This window comes from Microbacterium sp. ZW T6_19 (genome assembly GCF_044987465.1).
Taxonomy (GTDB): domain Bacteria; phylum Actinomycetota; class Actinomycetes; order Actinomycetales; family Microbacteriaceae; genus Microbacterium; species Microbacterium natoriense_A.
This window is the reverse complement of the sequence record NZ_JBJDRH010000012.1, coordinates 25264-41902: the sequence shown is the minus strand read 5'-3', so window position 1 is coordinate 41902 and position 16639 is coordinate 25264. Positions and strand designations below refer to the sequence as shown.

The 16639-nt window shown below is 67.0% G+C and carries 17 protein-coding genes; 11 read left to right on the top strand and 6 right to left on the bottom strand.

The annotated features are described in order from the left end of the window. Positions 1-39: 39 nt before the first annotated feature. The 8 genes from ACI3KT_RS16105 (at position 40) to guaA (ending at position 8397) form a co-directional block, all read left to right on the top strand. A complete protein-coding gene (locus tag ACI3KT_RS16105; protein WP_404905559.1) occupies positions 40-1338 on the top strand; it encodes an ABC transporter substrate-binding protein in 1299 nt (432 codons plus the stop codon). A gap of 82 nt (positions 1339-1420) precedes the next feature. Then, positions 1421-2344, top strand: coding sequence for a carbohydrate ABC transporter permease (locus ACI3KT_RS16100; protein WP_307295224.1), 924 nt, complete (start codon positions 1421-1423; stop codon positions 2342-2344). Positions 2345-2346: 2 nt separating this feature from the next. Next, positions 2347-3192: a carbohydrate ABC transporter permease gene (locus ACI3KT_RS16095; RefSeq protein WP_404905558.1), complete on the top strand. Its 846-nt coding sequence runs from the start codon at positions 2347-2349 to the stop codon at positions 3190-3192. A 46-nt stretch (positions 3193-3238) separates the two neighbouring features. Further along, positions 3239-4102, top strand: a complete 864-nt coding sequence (locus tag ACI3KT_RS16090; RefSeq protein ID WP_307295227.1) for a ketose-bisphosphate aldolase — start codon at positions 3239-3241, stop codon at positions 4100-4102. Positions 4103-4131: 29 nt separating this feature from the next. Beyond that, positions 4132-5328 (top strand): ADP-dependent glucokinase/phosphofructokinase, encoded by a 1197-nt coding sequence (locus ACI3KT_RS16085; RefSeq protein ID WP_404905557.1) that lies wholly within the window; start codon positions 4132-4134, stop codon positions 5326-5328. Then, positions 5325-6302, top strand: coding sequence for a class I mannose-6-phosphate isomerase (locus ACI3KT_RS16080; protein ID WP_404905556.1), 978 nt, complete (start codon positions 5325-5327; stop codon positions 6300-6302). The genes ACI3KT_RS16085 and ACI3KT_RS16080 overlap by 4 nt, the downstream gene beginning before the upstream one ends. Positions 6303-6343: 41 nt before the next feature. Further along, positions 6344-6814: a DUF3817 domain-containing protein gene (locus ACI3KT_RS16075; protein ID WP_307295234.1), complete on the top strand. Its 471-nt coding sequence runs from the start codon at positions 6344-6346 to the stop codon at positions 6812-6814. Further along, positions 6811-8397: a glutamine-hydrolyzing GMP synthase gene (gene guaA, locus ACI3KT_RS16070; protein WP_292905506.1), complete on the top strand. Its 1587-nt coding sequence runs from the start codon at positions 6811-6813 to the stop codon at positions 8395-8397. The genes ACI3KT_RS16075 and guaA overlap by 4 nt, the downstream gene beginning before the upstream one ends. A 122-nt stretch (positions 8398-8519) precedes the next feature. Here guaA and ACI3KT_RS16065 read toward each other — a convergent pair whose 3' ends face one another. Then, the gene (locus tag ACI3KT_RS16065; protein WP_404905555.1) at positions 8520-10538 is read right to left on the bottom strand and encodes a TPM domain-containing protein; all 2019 of its coding nucleotides are present in this window, start codon (positions 10536-10538) and stop codon (positions 8520-8522) included. 53 nt (positions 10539-10591) lie between these two features. Further along, positions 10592-11266, bottom strand: coding sequence for a DNA alkylation repair protein (locus ACI3KT_RS16060; RefSeq protein ID WP_292905502.1), 675 nt, complete (start codon positions 11264-11266; stop codon positions 10592-10594). A gap of 129 nt (positions 11267-11395) precedes the next feature. Between ACI3KT_RS16060 and ACI3KT_RS16055 the strand changes: the two genes are divergently transcribed. Further along, positions 11396-11821 (top strand): YciI family protein, encoded by a 426-nt coding sequence (locus ACI3KT_RS16055; RefSeq protein ID WP_404905554.1) that lies wholly within the window; start codon positions 11396-11398, stop codon positions 11819-11821. Position 11822: 1 nt separating this feature from the next. Then, a complete protein-coding gene (locus ACI3KT_RS16050; RefSeq protein ID WP_404905553.1) occupies positions 11823-13115 on the top strand; it encodes an RNA polymerase sigma factor in 1293 nt (430 codons plus the stop codon). Between the two features lie 61 nt (positions 13116-13176). Here ACI3KT_RS16050 and ACI3KT_RS16045 read toward each other — a convergent pair whose 3' ends face one another. After that, the gene (locus ACI3KT_RS16045; protein ID WP_292905496.1) at positions 13177-13449 is read right to left on the bottom strand and encodes a GlsB/YeaQ/YmgE family stress response membrane protein; all 273 of its coding nucleotides are present in this window, start codon (positions 13447-13449) and stop codon (positions 13177-13179) included. Positions 13450-13677: 228 nt separating this feature from the next. Further along, on the bottom strand, positions 13678-14598 hold the full coding sequence (locus ACI3KT_RS16040) for a Bax inhibitor-1/YccA family protein (RefSeq protein WP_404905552.1): 921 nt from the start codon (positions 14596-14598) through the stop codon (positions 13678-13680). A gap of 87 nt (positions 14599-14685) precedes the next feature. On the opposite strand from ACI3KT_RS16040, the gene ACI3KT_RS16035 reads away from it, so the two are divergent. Beyond that, positions 14686-15672, top strand: coding sequence for a glycerophosphodiester phosphodiesterase family protein (locus ACI3KT_RS16035; RefSeq protein WP_292905492.1), 987 nt, complete (start codon positions 14686-14688; stop codon positions 15670-15672). A 3-nt stretch (positions 15673-15675) separates the two neighbouring features. On the opposite strand, the gene ACI3KT_RS16030 is transcribed toward ACI3KT_RS16035, so the two are convergent. Further along, complete coding sequence (locus ACI3KT_RS16030) at positions 15676-16137, bottom strand: hemerythrin domain-containing protein (RefSeq protein WP_404905551.1); 462 nt, start codon at positions 16135-16137, stop codon at positions 15676-15678. Between the two features lie 21 nt (positions 16138-16158). Next, positions 16159-16557 carry a YccF domain-containing protein gene (locus ACI3KT_RS16025; protein WP_292905488.1) on the bottom strand — a complete coding sequence of 133 codons (399 nt, stop codon included), beginning with the start codon at positions 16555-16557 and terminating at the stop codon, positions 16159-16161. Positions 16558-16639: the final 82 nt, after the last annotated feature.

Sequence of the window (16639 nt, the reverse complement as noted above, 5' to 3'; positions counted from 1 at the left end):
GAAGCGCGTGATGCGGCACGATCTCGAAGAGGAGAAGTGATGATCACAATGGGGCGAGCACGCCGACGCATTCTCACGCTGGCCGGCGCTGCCACTGCAGTCGTCTCGGTCCTGGCGATCTCCGGTTGCTCCGGTGGAGACGCCGGCACCGAGGGCGGAGACGGGGGAGACGTCACGATCGAGTTCGCGCAGTGGTGGGAGCCTGAGCTCCCCGACGGCGAGTTCCGTGCTCTGATCGACAAGTTCGAAGAGGAGAACCCGGGCATCAAGGTCGAGCTCGTCAGCGGCCCGTACGCCTCCACCAAGGAGCAGCTGTTCGCGGGTGCCGCGTCGGGCACGATGCCGGACGTGGTCGGTCTCGACGGTGCATGGGTGAACGATTTCGCGTCTCAGGGCGTCATCGCCGATCTCAGCGCGCTGATGAAGGAATACGACTACGACGACAGCGAACTGGCGAGCCAGATCCAGGTCGACGGCAGCACCTACATGATCCCGGTCGTGAACTTCGTCTACCCGATGTTCACGAACGACACTCTGCTCGCCGAAGCCGGCGTCACGGCGCCGCCGACCACTCGCACCGAGTTCGCAGACGCCGCGGCCAAGGTCTCCGCCCTCGGCGGCGACGCCTCCGGCTGGGTGCTCCCGCTGTCGCTCGAGGCCCCCAACGGCGTGCAGAACGACGTCATGTCCTGGGTCTGGGCATCCGGCGGGTCGATGCTGAAAGACGGTCAGCCCGACCTGACCAACGACGACGTCACCTCCGCGGTCGACTTCATCAGCGACCTCTGGAACGACGGCTCGATCGCCTCCGGTTCCTTCACCATGAAAGAGCAGGACAAGGTCGAGGAGTTCACCAACGGCCGCGTGGGCATGATGATCGACTCGTTGGCGCACATCAACCTGATCCGCGAGACCAACCCCGATCTGAAGTTCTCGATCTCGGCGCTTCCCGCCGACGACGGATACGACGGCGAGCGCGGCATCCCCTACGCGTCCTGGGGCATCGGCGTCGCCGAGAACTCCGAGCACAAGGAAGCGGCCTTCAAGCTGGTCGAGTTCCTGATGAGCGAGGACACGAACTCCGAGCTGTCGACCATGGCGAAGGCGTTCCCCGGCAACTCGAAGTCGGTTCCCGACTTCGTGAACGACGACGAGCTGTTCAAGAAGGCCTTCGAGATCTATCAGGCCGGCTACCCCGCCAACGAGTTCACCGGACTGCCCGTCGCGGAAGAGCTCATGCGGCAGCTCGGAGAGCAGCTGCAGGCGGCGTTCGACGGCCAGCAGTCGGTCGACGACGCGCTGAAGAAGGCGCAGGAGGCGTGGAAGGCGGAGTTCTGATCCTCCTCCTCGCCGCATGAACGGGGTGCCGCATCGCGAGATGCGATGCGGCACCCGACCAACCAAGGAGCATCGGTTCCCCATGAGCCTCAGAACCACGGACGACACCGAGGTGATCGTCACCGGAGTCTCGTTGTCCCGCAGACGCCGCCAGCTGCGCAAGACCACCGAGTCGTACGCCTTCCTCTCGCCGACCCTCATCCTGCTGTTCGTGCTGATGATCGTTCCGATCGTCATGGTGATCGGCTACTCGTTCCAGGACAACGTGATCCTGAACAAGTCGCCGCATTTCGTCGGCGTCGCGAACTATGTCGAGATCCTCTCGGACCCCGGCTTCTGGAAGGCCACCGGCAACACGATCCTCTTCACGGTCGCGAGCGTGATCGCGCATCTCGTCCTCGGTCTCGGCTTCGCGATGATGCTGAACAGCCCGCTCCTCGGACGCTTCTCGCGTTCGTTCTTCCGGGCGCTGTACATCCTCCCGTGGCTGTTCACCGTCGCCGTGATCGCCGTCCTGTGGCGCATGCTCCTCGCGCCGAACGGTGTCGTGAACTTCTTGCTCAACACCGATATCGAATGGCTCGCCTCCCCGCAGCTCGCGTTGGGGACCATCATCTTCATCAACATCTGGGCGGGCTACCCCTTCTTCATGGTGAGTCTCCTCGCCGGTCTTCAGGGCATCCCCAACGAGCTGAACGAGGCGGCGACGGTCGACGGTGCGGGGGCGATCCAGCGGTTCTGGAACGTGACGATCCCGCAGCTGCGGCCGATCATCGTCAGCCTCGTGCTGCTCGACCTCATCTGGACTTCTCAGCAGTTCGCGCTCATCTGGATGACCACGGGCGGGGGCCCGATCGACGTCACCGAAGTGCTCAGCACCTTCACCTACAAGCTCGCCTTCGCCAAGTACGACTTCTCGCTCGCGGCGACGTCCGCCGTGTTGGTCCTCGCCATGTCGATGGTCCTCGCCGTCTTCTACGTCCGTCACCAGAAAGCGAGGGACTGACCATGGCTCTCACCGTGCAGAGTCAGCGTCGCGCCGCAAAGGCCGGCCTGATGATCGGCCTGATCCTCGGGGCCGTGTTCGCAGCGGGCCCCGTGCTGTGGATGCTGTCGAGCTCGTTCAAGTCGAACACGCAGATCTTCGAGCTGCCGCCGCGCCTGATCACCGACACGTTCTCGTTCGACGCGTACATCGCGATCTTCACCAACCCCGAGACGATGCGGTTCTTCCTGAACAGCTACATCGTCGCCGGAGCCGTGACCGTCCTCACTCTGCTCGTCGCCATCCAGGCGGCATACGCGTTCAGCCGCTTCGACTTCCGCGGCAAACGGATTCTGAACGTCATCATCGTCAGCGTGCAGGCGGTCCCGCCGATCACGCTTCTGATCCCGTATTTCGGGCTGATGGTGGCGCTCGGGCTGTACAACTCGTACCCGGGACTCATCCTGACCTACATGGTGTTCACGCTCCCTTACGCGATCATCATGATGACCGGCTACTTCAACACCCTCCCGAAGGAGCTCGACGAAGCCGTCCGGGTCGACGGAGCCGGCTCGATGACCGCCCTCTGGCGCGTGCTGGTGCCGATCTCGATCCCCGGCATCGTCTCGATCGGGATCTACACGTTCATGATCGCGTGGAACGAGTATCTCTTCGCACTCACGCTCACCCGCACGATCGACATGCGCACTGTTCCGATCGGCATCCAGCTGCTCATGGGCCAGCACTCGTACGAGTGGAATCAGATCATGGCGATGAGCGTGCTCGGGTCGATCCCCGTGCTCATCCTCTTCCTCTTCTTCCAGCGGTACTTCATCAGCGGCCTCACGGCGGGGTCCGTGAAGAGCTGACGTCGCCCGCTGACGCACACACACCACCACGAAACAGGAGAATCACGTGCTCTACACCGGAAAATCCATCCTCGACGTCGCGAACGCGAACAACTTCGCCATCCCCGCGTTCAACATCAGCGACTGGGCGATGTTCAACGGGATCATGGACATCAGCGAGGAGAAGTCCGCCCCGGTCATCATCGCGATCCACCCGGACGAGGTCTCGCACATCACCACAGATCTGGTCGCCGCGATGCATTCCCGCGCGCACCGCTCGAGCGTGCCGGTGGCGATCCACTGGGATCACGGCGGCAGCTACGAGCAGATCATCACGGCCATCAAGGCCGGCTTCACCTCCGTGATGATCGACGCCTCGCTGCTGCCGTTCGACGAGAACGTCGCCCTCACCCGCAAGGTCGTCGACGCCGCCCACGCGGTGGGCATCCAGGTCGAAGGCGAGCTCGGCACGATCGGCGCGAACGACAGCTACGGCGAATCGGGGGCGGCGGAGATCATCTACACGAATCCGGCGGATGCCGTGCGCTTCGTCGAGGAGACCGGCGTCGACAGTCTCGCGATCGCGATCGGCACCTCTCACGGCCTGTACCCGAGCGACAAGAACCCCGAACTGCGGCACGATCTTCTCGAGGAGATCAAAGCCGCCGTCGGGATCCCTCTCGTGCTGCATGGAGGTTCCTCGAACCCGGATTCAGAGCTTCGCCGTGCGGTCGAGCTGGGCGTCAACAAGATCAACATCTCGAGTGATATCAAGGTCTCGTACCACAATCGGATGCGCCAGATCCTCGGCACCGACGAGCGTCTGCGCGAGCCGAACGCGATCCAGCCGGCCGCGCTCGAGGCCATGAAGATCACCGCTGCGGAGAAGATCGACCTGTTCGGGGCGGACGGCAAGGCAGCACTGTACTGAGCAGGGGCATGGGGGAGGAGAGAGGCGACGTGGGCAGAACCTTCGTGCTCGGGCTCGGCGGCACCGTCGACTACGAGCTGGTGTGGGATCCGGCGGTGATCGACAGGCTCGCTCTCGATCACGGTGTGCGGCGGCACGAGCTCACCACGACGGCGCCGATCACCGACGAGCGCTCGCTGCTGGTGGCGGTTCTCGCTTACCTGGCGTCGGGTGCGGGTGCCGAACGTTTCGTGACGTCGTCAGAGGTCATCGAGTCCTTCGTCTCGCATTTCGTCCACCGGATCACGCTCGGGGGCACGGGGGTGCGGGCAGGACTCGTGCTCGACGCCCTCGGCATCCCCAGCGTTCAGCATCTGGTGAGCATCGACGACAACGTGCGTCGACTGCTGCCCGCATCGGTCTCGTACATCTCCTCGGCCGAAGAGGACACCCTCGATCCGCACCTCATCGTGCAGTATCCGGTCGGCGCACGGGTGCAGGTGGTCGACGGCGAGGTGCTCTCGCCGGCATCCAACCGCCTGATCTTCGCCAACGACCCTCCGAATCGGCGGATGCTGCTGTCCCCCGATCTTGCGAGGTCGCTCGCCGATGCGTCGATCTTCCTCGTCTCCGGTTTCAACACGATGCAGGATCATGACCTCCTCGAGGTGCGCCTGTCCGAGCTGCAGCGGGCGATGCGGAGCCTGCCCGACGATGCGCTCGTCTACTACGAGGACGCGGGCTTCTACGCTCGCGACTTCGCCGACACCGTTCGCGCGCATCTGCTGCCGCAGATCGACGTGTACGGCATGAACGAGGACGAGCTGCAGGAGTATCTCGGCCGCTCGGTGAACCTCCTCGACGCGGACGACGTCATCCGCGCCCTGCGAGAGGCGCACACGATCATCCCCGCCCGTGCACTTGTCGTGCACACGCGCTATTGGGCGATCGCCGTCGGACCGGATGCCGCACGTCACAGCGCTGCGCTCGAGAGCGCCGTTCGTGTGGCGGCGACCCGCTATCGCGTCGGCGACGCCCTCCGTCTCGCAGACGTCGACGACACGGCGACGATGCGGCGACACGATGGTGGTGAGGCCGTCGTCGCCGCCGTCGGGAGCGCGCTTGCGGGTGCCGTCGGCATCGCGGCGTTCTCACTCGACGTTCCGAGGCCGACCACGGTCGGCCTCGGCGACACCTTCGTCGGCGGCTTCCTCGCCGGCGTCGCGCGCTCCGCGGAGCGAGCATGAAACCCGTGCGTCTCGGTTCGAACCGCCCCGCGGAGCGCTTCTACCGTGGTGGTGCTCGCATCAGCGCCTTCCGCGGCGAGGGGACGTCGGCGACCCGTGAGCCAGAGGACTGGATCGCGTCCGCGACCACGGTCCGCGGCGAGCCGCTGCTCGGTCTCTCCCGGTTGCCGGACGAACGGCTGCTGCGCGACGCGATCGCCCAGGACCCGGTCACCTGGCTCGGCGACGAGCACGTCGTCCGCTGGGGCTCCGATACGCGCCTGCTCGTCAAGCTGCTCGACGCGGGTCAGCGACTGCCGGTGCACGCGCATCCGCACGACGACTTCGCAGCGACGCACCTCGGAGCCGCTCATGGCAAGGCCGAGGCGTGGTACATCCTGCAGGGCGGAACAGTGCACATCGGCCTCCGAGAGGACGTCGCCGCGACGGAGCTCCTCGGGCTCGTCGCCCGCCAGGACGTCCCGACCCTTCTCGGCCTTCTGCACGAGGTCGACGTCGCAGCGGGAGACGTCGTCTGGGTTCCGCCGGGGGAGCTGCACGCGATCGGCGCCGGCGTCCTGCTGCTCGAGCTGCAGCAACCGGAGGACCTGTCGATCCTCCTGGAGTGGGAGGGATTCGAGATCGATGGGCCGGCGCTCGGTCATCTCGGACTCGGATTCGAGACCGCGCTCGCCGCGGTGAACCGGCGGGCGCGGTCGAGCGCCGGTCTCTCGGGGCTGGTGGCGGCCGCACCGGCATGGGGCTCGGTCTTCCCTCCGGCGGCCGACGAGTACTTCCGGCTCGAGCGGATTCCGGTGGAGGGCGCCGCCGTCGTCGAACGCGGCTTCTCGGTCGTTCTGGTCGATGACGGCGAGGTCTCGATCGAGGGAGAGAGCAGCTCCCGCGGCAGCACCCTGCTGGTGCCCCATGCGGCCGGCGCGCTCGACGTGACGGGGGAGGGCGAGCTCCTGGTGGCGCGCCCGCCGACACCGTGACCCCGGATCGGGCACGAGTCGCGGCCGTCTAGAATGGACTCATGCCCGAACCGAAAGTCGCCAGTTTTCCGGCGATCCGCGGTGCGCTGAAGTTCTACCAGATCGCCTCGATCATCACCGGAGTCATGCTGCTCCTGCTGGTCGCCGAGATGGTGCTCAAGTACACGCCGATCCACCTCGAGCTCTTCCTCGGCGGATCCGGAGGCTTCCTCTGGTTCGCTCAGGTCGTCCAGGGACCGGAAGGCCTCGTGTCGACCGGCGACGGACTCAACCTGTCGCTCGGCATCCTCGTCGCGCACGGCTGGTTCTACGTCGTGTACCTGTTCGCGTGCTTCCGCGTGTGGAGCCTGATGCGCTGGCCGTTCCTGCGTTTCATCATGCTCGCCCTCGGCGGTGTCGTGCCGCTGCTGTCGTTCTTCATGGAGGCGATCGTCGCCCGCGAAGTGAAGGCCTATCTCGCCACCAGGGAGGCCGCTGAGGCTCCCGCCACTGCCACGGAAGGTGTCCGGTGACCGAACAGTCCGAGACCCAGCAGCGCCCTGCGCTCGTCGTCGATTTCGGCGCGCAGTACGCGCAGCTGATCGCACGTCGCGTCCGCGAAGCGGGTGTGTACAGCGAGATCGTGCCGCACACCGCGACAGCCGAGGAGATCGCCGCGAAGAACCCGGTCGCGATCATCCTCTCCGGCGGACCGTCGTCGGTCTACGAAGAGGGCGCCCCGCGCCTGGACCCCGCGGTCTTCGACCTGGGCGTGCCGACGCTGGGCATCTGCTACGGCTTCCAGTACATGGCCCAGACCCTCGGCGGCGAGGTCGCGAACACGGGCCTGCGCGAATACGGCGCGACGGATGCCGTCGTCACCGGCGACGGCGGAACGCTGCTCGGCGGGCAGCCGGTCGAGCAGAACGTGTGGATGAGCCATGGCGACCAGGTCGCGAAGGCTCCTGAAGGCTTCGAGGTCCTCGCGACGACTGAGGCGACGAAGGTCGCCGCGTTCGCGAACGAGGAGCGCGGCTTCTACGGCGTGCAGTGGCACCCCGAGGTGAAGCACTCCGACCACGGCCAGCGCGTGCTGGAGAACTTCCTGCACAAGGGCGCCGGGCTCGCATCCGACTGGAACAGCGGCAATGTGATCGCCGAGCAGATCGAGCGAATCCGCGAGCAGGTGGGCGATGCCCGCGTCATCTCCGCCCTGTCCGGCGGCGTCGACTCCGCCGTCTCGACGGCTCTCGTGCACAAGGCCATCGGCGACCAGCTGACCGCCGTCTTCGTCGACCACGGCCTTCTCCGCAAGGGCGAGCGCGAGCAGGTCGAGAAGGACTACGTCGAATCGACCGGCGTCCGTCTCATCACGGTCGACGCGGCTGACACCTTCCTCGGCCACCTCGCCGGTGTCACCGACCCCGAAGAGAAGCGCAAGATCATCGGGCGAGAGTTCATCCGCGCCTTCGAGAAGGTGCAGCTCGATCTCGTCGCCGAGGCCAAGGCATCCGGCGGAGCTCCCGTGAAGTTCCTCGTACAGGGCACCCTGTACCCCGACGTGGTCGAGTCCGGCGGCGGTGCGGGCACCGCGAACATCAAGTCGCACCACAACGTGGGCGGGCTGCCCGACGACCTCGACTTCGAGTTGATCGAACCGCTGCGCGCCCTGTTCAAGGACGAGGTCCGTGCAATCGGCCGCGAGCTCGGCATCCCCGAGGCGATCGTCGGACGCCAGCCCTTTCCGGGGCCCGGTCTCGGCATCCGGATCATCGGTGAGGTCACCGCTGACCGTCTCGAGATTCTGCGTGAGGCCGACGCCATCGCCCGCGAGGAGCTGACCAAGGCAGGCCTCGACCAGGAGATCTGGCAGTGTCCGGTCGTGCTGCTCGCCGACGTCCGCTCGGTGGGCGTGCAGGGCGACGGCCGCACGTACGGTCACCCGATCGTGCTGCGTCCGGTCTCCAGCGAAGACGCCATGACCGCCGACTGGACACGCCTGCCCTACGATGTGCTGTCGAAGATCTCGAACCGCATCACCAACGGCGTCCGCGACGTCAACCGCGTGGTGCTCGACGTGACCTCCAAGCCGCCGGGGACCATCGAGTGGGAGTGATGCGGTCGCTCCCGCTCGGGTGAATCGCGCGAAGGGCGCGGACTTCGGTCCGCGCCCTTCTGCGTACCCTTCGACGAGGGAAGCGCGCACACGGGCCTCGCGGTCGTGCGCGGGGACCGGGCCTAGAACCGTCGACCCCCGGAGCGGCCGGATGACCGGCTTCCACCGCCGAACGATCCGCCGCTCGAACGACCGCTCGAACGGCTTCCCGAACGGCTTCCACCGGAGGACCATCCGCCGGACGAACGCGACGATCCGCCCCACCCCGAGGAGCTTCCGCTCCCGCCGCTGCTCCCGTTGCCGAATGCGCCCGAGAGGGCGCCTAGCACGGCGCCACCGAGCACGAACAACACGATGACCCCCGGTTCGTCGGCCGCCACGCCCAGGCCGCCGAAGAACCCGACCGCGCCGCCGCTGAGTCCGCCGACCGCGGCCTTCCCGGCCATGCCGTCGTCGGAATCCGTCGAGGAGTACGAGCGGCGCCACTCCGACGCTTCACCCGCGTCTGCGGAGTCGTACATGACGGCCTCGTCCGCAGCGGCGCGAGACGGTCTGACGAATCGACGGCTCTCGGGTGCGATCGGCGCGCCGACCAGCGACTGCACCTGCTCTGCCGCGGTGAGTGCGGCCTTCGCGTGCAGGTCTCCGTTCTCGGTGCCCGCGGCGTCACGCGCCAGGGCGAGTTGCCGTTGTGCGGAGCTCAGTCGCGTCAGGAGGAACGAACCCACCTGGCCTGGACGCGCCTGCACCGACTTCTCCGCCGCCTGTACGGCCGCAGTCGCCTGATCCAGGATCGAAGCGGTCGCGCCGGCAGTCGACTCGCCGGGCTGCGATGCGGTGCCCGCATCCGCCTGCACCGTCGAATCCGCATCGGCCGGCACCGTCGAGCGCGCGGCGAGGGCGTCGGCCTGAGCGGCGACGGCGTCGTGCAGGTCCTTCGCTTCGGCGAGGAGCCGCTCGATCTCGTGCACGGCCTGAGCCACGGCTCGGGGCTTCCGGCCGTCCGTGGCCTTCTGCAGCACGTCGAGCTGCGCGTCGGCCTCCAGCAACCGCGCTCCGATTTCGTCGGCATTGTCTGCGACACCGACGAGATCCGCGGGCGGGAAAGCGGCGGCGAGGACTGCGAGTCGTTCGGCGGCTTCCGTCTGGAGGAGCGCAGCATCCGCACGCGCCGACCTCAGCCGGGCGAGGTTGTCCGAAGCACCGTCGGCAAGAGAACGCAGCGATGCGATCTTCTGCGTGCGCGCGTCGAGGTCGGCATCGATCTGTGCGCAGAGCTGAAGGATCTCATCGGTCCATGACCGGGTCTCCTGGGGCGTGTCCTCATCGGCGTCCTGGAGCTTCTCCAGGATCTGGAATCCTCGCTGCAGGCGCGCTCGGTTCTCGGCGAGCACGTCGGCGAACTCGGCCGTCGTCTCTTCGCCGAACTCCGCGGTCACGAACCCGAGCTCCTGCTCGCTGGTGCGAACCGCCTCATCGGCCTGGACGAGTCGTTGCGCCGTGCGCTTCTTCTGCCCGTCGAGTGTCCGCAGCTCGGCGGCCAGCGCCGCGCGACGGCGCAGGAAGACCACCAGACGCGTGACCGCGAACACGATCAGAGCGAGCACGACCAGGCCGAGCACCCATACCCACCACGGCCAGGGGGTCTTCGAGAACTCGTCCGCCACGTATCCGATCCCGCCCGCCCAGTCGTCGCCCGACAGATACTCGGATCCCAGCCGATCCTCGATCTCGAGGATCCTGGACTCGGAGAGCGGGCCAGCCTCGACGCCGTCGCCGCCGTACTCGGCCGAGATGGCAAGGCTGCGGCCGTCGGTGGCGATCGCGAGAAGATACTGGTCGGGGGCGAGATTGTTGCGCAGTGCGGTGTCGTCCGCCCAGGCGAGGGCGTTGCCGGGGCTCTCGAAATCGGGCACGAGGACGACGAAGAGCTCAGGAGCGCCGTCGGCGGATGCCAGTTCGTCGAGTTGCTGTTCGAGCTGCGCCTCGTCCGCGTCGCTGAGCACGTCGGAGCGATCGCTGATGTACCCGGGGCCGAGCGACGGCGGAGCGTCCGCACTCGCTGCGGACCCCCAGGCGAGTCCGGCGAGCACCGCCAGCAGCCCCGCTGTCGTCGCCGCTCGCAGCATCCGGTTCCTCATCGCGCCCCCTCGCTCGGAATGCGGTTCCCGAACATCATGACACGGGTGCCTCTTCAGGCGAGGTGCTTCAGCGCCTCGCGTTTCGACAGACCGCTGAGCTCCGCCTCGTGCGCGCGGACGAAGGCGCGCACCCACTCCGGATCTGACTTGGCGTATTCGCGCAGCGCCCAGCCGATCGCCTTGCGGATGAAGAAGTCGGTGTCGTGGATGTTGGACTCGATGGCGATCGTGAGCAGCTGACGGTCGGTGGCGTGCTTCCGGCGCAGTTGGGAGATGATGCTGACACGTCGGATCCACATGTCGTCGTCGGCGGTCCACCGCAGCATCAACTGCGTGACCTCGAGCGGGTACGCGTCGAGCACCTCTGCGATGCGCCCGGCGACTTCATCGACATGATCCCACCAGGCGCCGGTGCGGATCATCTCCTCGTGCAGGTCGAGCATCTCGATCCGCGCCCTCAGCGCACGAAAGCCGAGCAGCGTGGTCGCGGCGTAGCGCTCCTCCCGGTGAGTCGCCTCACGCCAGAGCAGCGTCGCGGCGTGCCGCAGCTGCTCCGGGTCGTCGACCTCGCGCGCAGCCTGCTTCGTCAGACGGCGGGTGAGGGGCAGCGTCACCCCGAGGTACGGCATCGCGGACTTCATGTAGGCCTGCTGCCCGGGTGCCAGGGCCGGATCGGCGGCATCGCGCAGGGCGAGGCGGATGCTGTCGACGAGTTCAGCCGCGGTCACCCCGCGAGTCTAGAGCGGGGTGCAAGAGAATTCCGAGAAGTTTTTCGCACGGATGTCGATCGGCGGCATTCCCGTTCGACGTCTTCAATGAGAGGGTCGAGACACGGCCCACCGATCAAGGAGATCATCATGAAGTACATGCTCATCATGCGCGCGACCGACGAGGCTGTGGAGGCCTACAAGGAGATGCCGTTCGAGCAGGTCATCGAGGCCATGGGCCAGTACAACGAGTCCATGATCAAGGCGGGTGTCCTCGCCGCAGGCGAGGGATTGACGGATGCCGCCGAAGGCTTCGTCGTCGACTTCAGCGCCGAGACGCCCCTCATCACCGACGGCCCTTACGGCGAGACCAAGGAGCTGTTCAACGGCTTCTGGATCCTCGAGGTGTCCTCTCGTGAAGAGGCCGCCGAGTGGGCGAGTCGTGCACCGCTCGGGAAGGGTTCCTTCCTCGAGGTGCGTCGTGTGACCGACGCGTCGGACTTCCCGGCTGACAACGAGTGGATCGAGAAGGAAGCCGGCTGGCGCGAGGAGCAGGCGCAACGCGCCCAGCAGTGAGATGACCAACTCACCCCTCAGCGAGACGGCGCGCTCCGCCCCCGACACGGGAGCTGCGGAGCGTGCCGTCGCCGCGGTGTGGCGAATCGAGTCGGCGAAGATCGTCGCCACGCTGACGCGGCTGGTCGGAGACTTCGGGCTCGCAGAGGACCTCGCGCAGGAGTCGCTGATCGACGCGCTGGCACAGTGGCCAGTCGACGGCGTGCCGCGCAACGGCGCGGCGTGGCTCACGGCCGTCGCGAAGCGCAAGGCGATAGACGGTTGGCGGCGGCGGGAGCGCCTCGATGAGCGCATGGCCCTCCTCGCACACGATCTCGAGCGGCAGCAGGACGAGGCTGCCGATGCCCTGCCCTGGGACCCGGATGCCGTCGACGACGACGTCCTCCGTCTGATCTTCATCTCGTGCCACCCCGTGCTCTCGCGGGAGGCGCAGGTGGCGCTGACGCTGCGTGTGGTCGGCGGCCTGTCGAGCGAGGAGATCGCGAGGGCGTTCCTGGTGCCCACCGCGACGGTGCAGCAGCGCATCGTGCGCGCCAAGAAGACGCTCGCGGCCGCGCACGTGCCGTTCGAGATGCCTGGTCGTGAAGAGCATGCGGTCCGGCTCGGCGCGATCCTCGGCGTCCTGTACCTGATCTTCAACGAGGGCCATTCGGCGTCGAGCGGCTCGGACTGGATGCGCCCGGAACTCAGCATCGAGGCCATCAGGCTGTGCCGTGTGCTCGCAGCCCTCATGCCTCGTGAGCGTGACGTGCACAGCCTGCTGGCTCTCATGGAGCTGACGGCGGCTCGGTTCCCGGCTCGTCTCGACGCGCACGGCGACCCGGTGCTGCTCGGCGACCAGGATCGACGGCGCTGGGAGCGAAGCCGCATCTCCCGCGGACGTGCGGCGCTCGCGACAGCCGACGGGCTCGGGGGCGGGCGCAGCGCATTCGGACTGCAAGCGGCGATCGCCGAATGCCATGCGATCGCGCCTTCGGTGGAGCAGACCGATTGGGAACGCATCGTGCTGTTGTATGAAGCGCTGGGGCGTATCGCGCCGTCACCCGTCGTCGAGCTGAACCGGGCGGCGGCCGTCGCGATGGCGACGGGACCGGCATCCGCCCTGCTGATCATCGACGCGCTGAGCGCCTCGGGAGCGCTGCGGGGCTATCACCTGCTGCCGGCGACCCGGGGGGAACTGCTGCTGAGGCTCGGCAGGATCGAGGAGGCGCGCAGCGAATTTGCGACGGCGGCTGCGCTGGCGGGCAACGATCGCGAGCGGATGCTGCTCGAAGCGAAGGCCGCCGGGCACTGAAAAACCCGCCCCCTTCGACCGCCGTGGCGTTCGAAGGGGACGGGCGTGCTCAGGTCGTCAGTCAGTCGCGCACGCGCTGACCGCGGCCGGCGATGAGGCCGTAGATCAGCAGCACGATGATCGAGCCGACGATGGCGAGGAGCCAGGTGCCCAGGTCCCAGAACTCGGTGAGAGGACGGTTCAGGATCAGGCTGCCGAGCCATCCACCGAGCAGCGCGCCCACCACGCCGAGCAGAAGTGTGATGAACCACCCTCCGCCCTGACGGCCGGGAAGGATCAACTTCGCGATGGCCCCGGCGATGAGGCCAAGAAGAAGAAAGCCGAGAAAGCTCATGGTCAGCTCCTTTATGTCGGGAGCCCCGGGGATACCGGGGCTTCGTGTGATCCACTTTCCGCCAGTCGGATCATGTTGAACACCCCCTTGCATCTCTCGCCCGGATATGCCAAGAGGCCCGCCTCCCAAGGGAGACGGGCCTCTTGTGCTGAGATTTCGACTCTGCGTTTCGTCTCGCTTCGCTCGCTCAACGACCGGCTTGCCGGGTCGCGGCGTTGTTCCGAGACGTCAGTTGCTGCGGGCGATCGCGATCATGCGCAGGATCTCGACGTACAGCCACACGACGGTGACCATGATGCCGAAGGCGCCGAGCCAGCCGTACTTGCGCGGAGCGCCGTTGCGCACGCCCTGCTGGATCTGATCGAAGTCCATGACCAGCGAGTATGCGGCCATGAAGACGACGAGGACGCCGATGATCAGCCCGAGCGGGATGCCGGCGATCTTGGCGTCGCTGAGGAGGCCGAACGCTCCCTGGGAAACGTTGGTCCACATCAGCACGACGTTCAGCAGCGAGAAGACGAGGTAGCCGCCCATCGCGATCATGAAGATCTTGGTCATCTTCGCGGTGGCGCGGACTTTGCCGCTCGCGAAGAGCGCGAGGGTGACGGCGACGACCGAGATGGTCGCGAGCGTGGCCTGCATCACGATGCCGGGCCACAGCACCTCGAAGAACGCCGAGATGCCGCCGATGAACAGGCCCTCGAACACCGCGTAGGTGAAGATCAGCGCCGGGCGCACCTTCTTGCGCGAGGTGAACGAGACGACCATCGCCAGGACGAAGGCGCCGAGTGCGCCGACGATCCAGGGAAGCATGTTCGGAGCGAACTCGTTGTAGGGGTCGCGTTCGGGGACGGCGACGCCGCCGAGCGTGAACACCCAGGCGATCGCCGCGGTGACGAGCATGATGCCGAAGAGGGCGGCCGTCTTCCAGACCGTGTCTTCGACGGACATCCGGTCGGTCTCGATCGCGCCGGCCGGGGGAGCGGCGTACATGCCCTCCAGCTGTGCGTTCACGGCCGCGTCGACGCCGGCGTGCTGGAACGATGCGGCCTGTGCACCCTGAGCCGCCTGCGGTGCGCCAGGGTAGGTCGCGACGTTCCGCGGATCCTGCTGCTGGAACGCCGGATTGTTGAATGCGAAGTTGCTCATGGTGGGCCTCACTCCAAAGTGGTTGTAGGTCGCTTTCTTCCACGATACCGGGGAGGGGGACGTCGGTGGGTGTTCTACGCTGAGAGCGTGCCCAGGAAAACACCGCTCGTGATCGGGCATCGGGGTGCTCCCGGCTATCGTCCGGAGCACAGCCGCTCGTCCTATGAACTGGCCTTCGCGATGGGTGTGGATGCCGTCGAGCCCGACGTCGTGGCAACGAAAGACGGGGTTCTCGTCGTCCGCCACGAGAACGAGATCTCCGGCACGACCGATATCGCACGGCATCCGGAGTTCGCCGACCGCAAGACCACCAAGCGGGTCGACGGTCAGGCGCTGACCGGATGGTTCACCGAGGACTTCACGTGGGCCGAGCTCTCGACCCTCCGCTGTCGCGAGCGCCTTCCCGAGCTGCGCACCTCGAGTGCGACCTTCGACGACGCCCAGCCCATCCTGCGGCTCACCGATCTGCTCGACCTCGTGCGCCGCGGCTCCACCGAGCACGGACGTGAGATCGGCGTCGTCCTCGAGATCAAGCACGCCACGTACTTCTCCTCGATCGGGCTCGAACTCGCTCCGCTCATCGCGCGCGATCTCCGCGCCACGCGCTGGGCCGATGGCGAGCTTCCGCTGATCGTCGAGAGCTTCGAGTCGACCGTTCTCGGCCAGCTGCGCGAACTGGGCGTCTCGGCGTCCTACGTGTATCTGATCGAGGCCGCGGGCAAGCCGTATGATCTGCTCGTCGCCCAAGGCGCGAAGGCGCTGTCGTACAAAGCCACTGTCACGCCCGCAGGGCTCGACGGTCTGGTCGGCCACGTCGACGGCATCAGCGTGAGCAAGAAGATGCTGTTGACGACCGGCAACACGATCGTGGGCGACGCACACGCCCGGGGTCTGACGGTGTTCACCTGGACATGCCGTCCGGAGAACGGCTTCCTCTCGCCCGAGTTCCGGGGCGGCGGAGGCAAGGCGGCCTACGGAGACTACGAATCGGAGTGGGGCGTGATCGCCGCGACCGGTGTCGACGGCGTCTTCGTCGACCAGCCCGACCTCGGGGTCGCGTTCTTCCGCGGCTGAGCCTCAGAGCGGGCCGAGAACCTCGTGCAGGTCCGCGTCGAGTGCGAGCGTGCGCAGGGGCTGCAGGATCTCGCGCTCCTCGAAGCGGAAGTGCGATTCCATGATCGCGTTCACACCGTCGAGGTGGCCCTCGATGGTCTGGGCATCCGCGCCGCTCTCCACGGCGCCGCGCAGCGCGCCCAGCAGGTGCGAGAGCATCGAGTGGTCCTGCATCAGCTTGTCGATCTTGTCGCCCAGCTCGGGGTGTTCGGCACGCAGCGCGGGGAACAGAGCCTGATCTTCGCTGCGGTGGTGTCCGTCGAGCGCGGTGCAGAAGCCGATGCAGAAGAGGGTCAGATCGGATGCCGCGTCCGGCGCGGCCTCTCCTGAGCCGAGTGCTTCACGCGTCGCGGCGAGAGCGGCCCGGAGCCGGGTGTGCGCGGCGCGGAGCTCTGCGTCCCAGGCGATCAGGCGGTCGGCTTCCATCCGTCCGAGTCTAAGCGCAGCTCAGAGCCGGCGGTCGAAAGCGCCGTCTCTGGTCGAGACGATCTCCTTGCCCAACGGCATCAGCGACACGGGGATCATCTTGAAATCGGCGATGCCCATCGGGATGCCGATGATCGTGATGCACAGGGCGACGCCCGAGACGATGTGCCCGATCGCCAGCCACCAGCCCGCGAGGACGACCCAGATCACGTTGCCGATCGCCGAGCCAACGCCGGCCGTGGGCTTCGCGACGACCTCGCGGCCGAACGGCCAGATCGCGTAGCCGGCGATGCGGAACGAGGCGATCGCCCACGGAATCGTCACGATCGGGATGCACAGCAGGATGCCGGCCAGGACGTAGCCGAACCACAGGCCGAGACCGGCGAAGATCAACCAGATGATGTTGAGGATCGTGCGCACGTCTCGATTCTCGCACTGCCGCCTGGGCGTGCGCTTCAGCGTGTGGCCGTCGAGCCGTCCTGACCGCCATCCGCGGTGTCCC